General features: G+C 29.4%; 5 protein-coding genes and 1 pseudogene. 3 read left to right on the forward strand and 3 right to left on the reverse strand.

All coding sequences use genetic code 11. The features are described from left to right. Positions 1-290: 290 nt before the first annotated feature. Positions 291-386: pseudogene (locus AGR56_RS19935) on the reverse strand (iron-enterobactin transporter ATP-binding protein); the annotation flags it as partial. A 441-nt stretch (positions 387-827) separates the two neighbouring features. Between AGR56_RS19935 and AGR56_RS19940 the strand changes: the two are divergent. Together AGR56_RS19940 and AGR56_RS00835 are read left to right on the forward strand one after the other, a co-directional pair. Continuing rightward, complete coding sequence (locus AGR56_RS19940; protein WP_157055630.1) at positions 828-1,055, forward strand: hypothetical protein; 228 nt, start codon at positions 828-830, stop codon at positions 1,053-1,055. Between the two features lie 185 nt (positions 1,056-1,240). Continuing rightward, entirely contained in the window at positions 1,241-1,627 is a 387-nt protein-coding gene (locus tag AGR56_RS00835; protein ID WP_053240763.1) for a VOC family protein, read from the forward strand. A gap of 157 nt (positions 1,628-1,784) precedes the next feature. Here AGR56_RS00835 and AGR56_RS00840 read toward each other — a convergent pair whose 3' ends face one another. Then, positions 1,785-2,120: a rubredoxin-like domain-containing protein gene (locus AGR56_RS00840; RefSeq protein ID WP_053240761.1), complete on the reverse strand. Its 336-nt coding sequence runs from the start codon at positions 2,118-2,120 to the stop codon at positions 1,785-1,787. 367 nt (positions 2,121-2,487) lie between these two features. Between AGR56_RS00840 and AGR56_RS00845 the strand changes: the two genes are divergently transcribed. Beyond that, on the forward strand, positions 2,488-3,036 hold the full coding sequence (locus AGR56_RS00845) for a GNAT family N-acetyltransferase (RefSeq protein WP_053240764.1): 549 nt from the start codon (positions 2,488-2,490) through the stop codon (positions 3,034-3,036). A 710-nt stretch (positions 3,037-3,746) separates the two neighbouring features. Here AGR56_RS00845 and AGR56_RS20565 read toward each other — a convergent pair. Continuing rightward, positions 3,747-4,830 (reverse strand): hypothetical protein (locus tag AGR56_RS20565; protein WP_198149876.1); only part of this gene is annotated, 1,084 nt, incomplete at its 5' end.

Below are 4,830 nucleotides of genomic sequence, written 5' to 3' on the forward strand. Positions count from 1 at the left end.
AACAAGCGAAGAAGTAATTTCATCATTAAAATAGTTGACACACCAACAATGTTACCTACAAGAGCCATAACATGCCCTGATATAGCAGAATTTAAAACGACAATACGTTTTGGCTTGGACGGTACTTTGACAGGACCATTTTCGGCTTGATATGCAATTGTTTGAACTTTATCATCTATATTGACTGATTTGCCTTCTTGTTTGCCACAAGCGCTAGTAATTATTATAAGTATTAGGACACTTGGAATTAATATTTTTTTCATTGCTTCTCTACATTTAGTTTTTGTAAAAAGTTCTAAGACTTCTAATTGATGAGCCATATCTAAGTAAGTAGTAGGCTCATCAAGAAAAATAATATCTGTCTCTTGAGCTAAGGCCATTACAATCTATTATTGTAGTGATTTTTTTATCAGGAAGTTCTGCACTAAGATTTTTAACAATTAAATTATTATTATCAATAAATAAAAATAATTAAGGACTTACCCCATAAATTAAATATAGTATAATTATAATAGGTTATTTAGTATAACATGTATATTAGAATATCTTGATAATGGAGAAAAAGTTATAATACACAAAAGACTTATTGTTATTCTTTAAAACTATATTTTGAATATCTAAATGAAATTGATGTAGATTATAGGAAAGTTAATATAAACATTCTTTCTGACCTTGTTGGATGGCTTAGAAATCAGTTTGGGAATATTAAAACTATTGGAATAACTCCTACTAAGGCTAAAAGAACTGAGAAAACAGTAGATCTAACAATAACAGTTGTAACTAATTTTTATGACTACTTATTTAGAATAGAAGAAATAGATAACGATATGATTGAAAAACTTATGAAGCAAGTATTTACAGGTGGTCATACTTCATATAAAGATTTTTTATATCATGTTAATAAAGACAAGCCTTCAAATAGAAATATTTTAAAAATTAAAGAACCTCGAAGAAAAATAAAAGTTTTAGATTACAATAATCCAAAGTTCCTACGCCATTTCAAGTTAAAAGAGAAATGGATGAAAATAATAAAGATGCTATTATCGCAAGTTTAAAGAGAAGAATTAAAAAATTAGAAGAAGAAAATAAAGAACTTAAAGAACAAGTTAAGATAAATTATGCAGATATATAAACAAATATAATTTTATAGAAAATAATGGTATAATTTATACATGAATTGTTTCGTACTCGTAAATTAAAGCGAATTATATGTTAAATTAAGAAAGGGGAAGAATATATGATGAAAGCACAGATTAATCTTATTACGATTTGGACAAATAATATAGATAAAATGAAAAATTTCTATAATCAAGTTCTAGGATTTAGAATTGAAAATGACCTTGGTAATTATGTTGAATTTGAAAACGATGGAGCAAGGTTTGCTATTTGTATGAGAGATGTTATGTATGTGTATAGTAGCGAATATAGGAAAGAGTCATTTGGACAGGGCTTTGAACTTGCTTTCCCATGTGAAAATCCTAATGATGTTGATGAATCATTTAAGGAGCTAATCTCTAAAGGAGCAGCTTCTGTTCATGAACCACAAGATATGCCTTGGAATCAAAGAACAGCACTATTTGCTGATCCAGATGGAAATATACATGAAATTTTTGCGGAAATTAAATAATACGTAGTTTTCTTTTATTACGAAACAAAACCAGCAAATTATTTGCTGGTTTTTATATTGCTTACAAATTATACATATATAGTTTGTATAAAAAAGTAATATTAATATTTTTTTAAATTAGGTCTTGATAAACATAAAAGTAAGTCTTTAATTATTATCACCATTTACCTAATTTCATATGTCCAGCTAACTCTGTTTTTGATCTTTGCTTTATTATCCAAGCCTCATCCTTTGCTTGCTTAAAGGCAGCTACACATTTTGGATCTAAATTGTCTTTAATGCCTTCTTGGCTTAAAGCTATTATTTTTGCAGCTAAAGCTATAATTTCCATGTGTATATCATTTGTTCTGTCAGAACGATATATCTTTTCTGCATCTTCACTGCTAAGTTCTTCAAATTTGTCTGCGCCAACTCCACATTTTGGGCACTTTTCTGGAGCGGCATCTCCTTCATATATATAACCACAAACACTACATTTAAATAATTTTTTCATATTCTTTCACTCCTATTTAATTTAGTAAGTAATTTTTCTTTATATTCAATATCTAGGGGGATATATTTTTCATTTGTGTTCTTTATGTTTATATTATAATACAGTATAAATAAATAATCAATACTATTTATTAAATAATAATTACTATTTAATAGGCAAATGAAAATATAAAGTATTTTCATTTATAAATTAGGCTATATTTTAAAAGAAGGCTGATAAAAATTTAGGTTATTAACAGAAAATAAGGAATTGCTAGTTTATGATTTACTATTTGTTTAAGATAAAGCTATAAATTAAAAATGAGGTTGTCTTTAGTAGATTCCTAATGATATTATTAATGAATAACGTTGACGGAGTTGATATAAATATGAATTTAATTATTGAATTAGGAAAAGTAAGTGATATTGATGAATTAGAACAGCTTTATAATGATTTGAATGATCATTTAGCAAGAGAGATAAATTATCCTGGGTGGATGAAAGGGGTATATCCTGTTAGGCAAAATGCGATTGATGGAATTGAAGCTGGCAATCTTTATGTAGCAAAGGATAATGGAAAAATAGTTGGTTCTCTTATTTTAAGCCATAAACCTGAACCTGCATATTATAACGCCAAATGGGGTTTTGAAACTGACTATTCCGATGTTTTTGTTGTTTACACATTTGCAGTGCATCCAAGCTTTTTAAAATGCGGTGTAGGAAAAGCTTTAATGGATTTTTCTTTTGAACACGGTATTAAATTTCACGCTAAATCTATTCGATTGGATGTTTATGAAAAAAATATGCCTGCCATTAAATTATATGAAAAGTGTGGTTTTAAATATGTTGACACAGTTGATTTAGGGCTTGGAAACTACGGACTTGATTGGTTTAAATTATATGAAAAGAAGCTGAGTAATGAATTCTTGGAACATTAAATAAGAGGGTCTGTCTGTTGAATTAACAATCATCACCTAAGATTTATTAGCTTTCATTTGAATCATCTCTTCAATACTGTTACTTCGCTAAACCGGAAATACAAGGTGAATTTTTCTCCGGTTTCCTACGAAAAATGCGCTGTAAGTATGGTTAATCAATAGAAATTAATGGCAATATAATATATTGTACAAAAATTTAATTAATTACAAAGATTAATGCCTAAAATTCCGTAGGTACGAAGGAATTTTTTCCTTGTACTACTGTGAAGGCGAAGCAATACTGCTGAAGAAACGATTTAAAAAAAATTCTAATAAATCTTGGTAAAAAAATCATAAAATACTTAGATATTTCAATCTGTCTTGTACTATAAGTGTAGACACTTAATCTCATTTGATTAAGTAATCTGCACTTATTTTTATTATAATAAGAAATGGGCTGATGATTCAATTTGTTGGAATTTAACTTCCGTAGCTCAAACTATCACCCATTGCTTATTATGGATATTCGATTAAGCAGGTTGGAACTATAATTAACATATCTATTTTTATATAATATTTCTAATTCTTTTTTTGTAAATATTTTATTACTCATTTGCATTCTCCTAATGTTATTTATCTTATTATACACAAAATACCCCATAGAGTAGACTTTTTTTATAATGTCTACCTATAGGGTACATTTTACTTTAATGTATGCGGTATTTTTTTACCTAATGATTTATCACACCACCTGGATTATATCCCGGGTTATTAACGTGAATTATTTGAGGTTCACTACTAATATTTCCGGCTGCATCTACGGCAAAGATTGTATAATCGTTAGTGCTAAATTGACTTGCACCAACCGTAACATTGCCATTAGGGTTCACCGTCTGAGACATAAATTTACCATACTGGATACTTGTCAAATCCATCTTGCTCGTTATTATTCCTGGAAGTATATATATAGTTCCTGGACTTCCATTGTAATTGTAATTTGAACTTGTATCATCATAATGTATAGTAATCGTGTAAACTTTGCTATCAGTTGTATTAGTAGCATCGTAGCTATTAGTACTATTCGGCGAATTTACCAAAGTAACTCTAGGTTCTGTGTAATCCACTGTAATATATTTAGTAGATTCAAGTGATGCTCCAACATCATTTACTACAAATACATAGTAGCTTCGTCCATCTGATAATGAAGTTTGAGTTGTAAGATTTGATGGATCAATATTATCAACACTAAAGTTATTTTGTTTTATGCTTCCACTTACCTTCAATATTCCCTTTGATGTTCCATCCGTGCTCTTGTTAATTGATGCATAAAAGTTATCCATAGTTTTATAATCAGGTTTTGTATCTGATACATGATCCTGCGCACGCCATGCTCTAATATTAGAAATCAAAGTAGTATCGCTGCTTGGTACAAACCATACTTCCTCATTACTTGCAACTGGCTGTTTAAGTGTTATTAAATCTCCATGTGTTGCCATTATATCATTTGAGTAAATAGGGTTAACCTTACTAGGTCCAGTTATCTGTGGTGTGCTAGGGATACCTTCTGATGTAACCTCTTCTGTTGCTGGCCCTAAGGTTGCAATTTCCTCGCTTACAACAGGTCTACTTCCATTTGGATCCGCAGTTACAAATGTATCACTATCGTGTTTTCCATCATTCAAGTTATAGTTTCTTGATATATAAATTGAATAATATCCACCAGCTAATGCACGTTTTGCACTATCAAGCACTACAGAATTATCAACTGTTATTACATTTCCATTAGATCCTGAAGAATCAACATTCATATTTTGG

It is taken from the genome of Clostridium sp. DMHC 10, assembly GCF_001270375.1.
In the GTDB taxonomy this organism is placed as follows: Bacteria; Bacillota; Clostridia; order Clostridiales; family Clostridiaceae; genus Clostridium_S; species Clostridium_S guangxiense.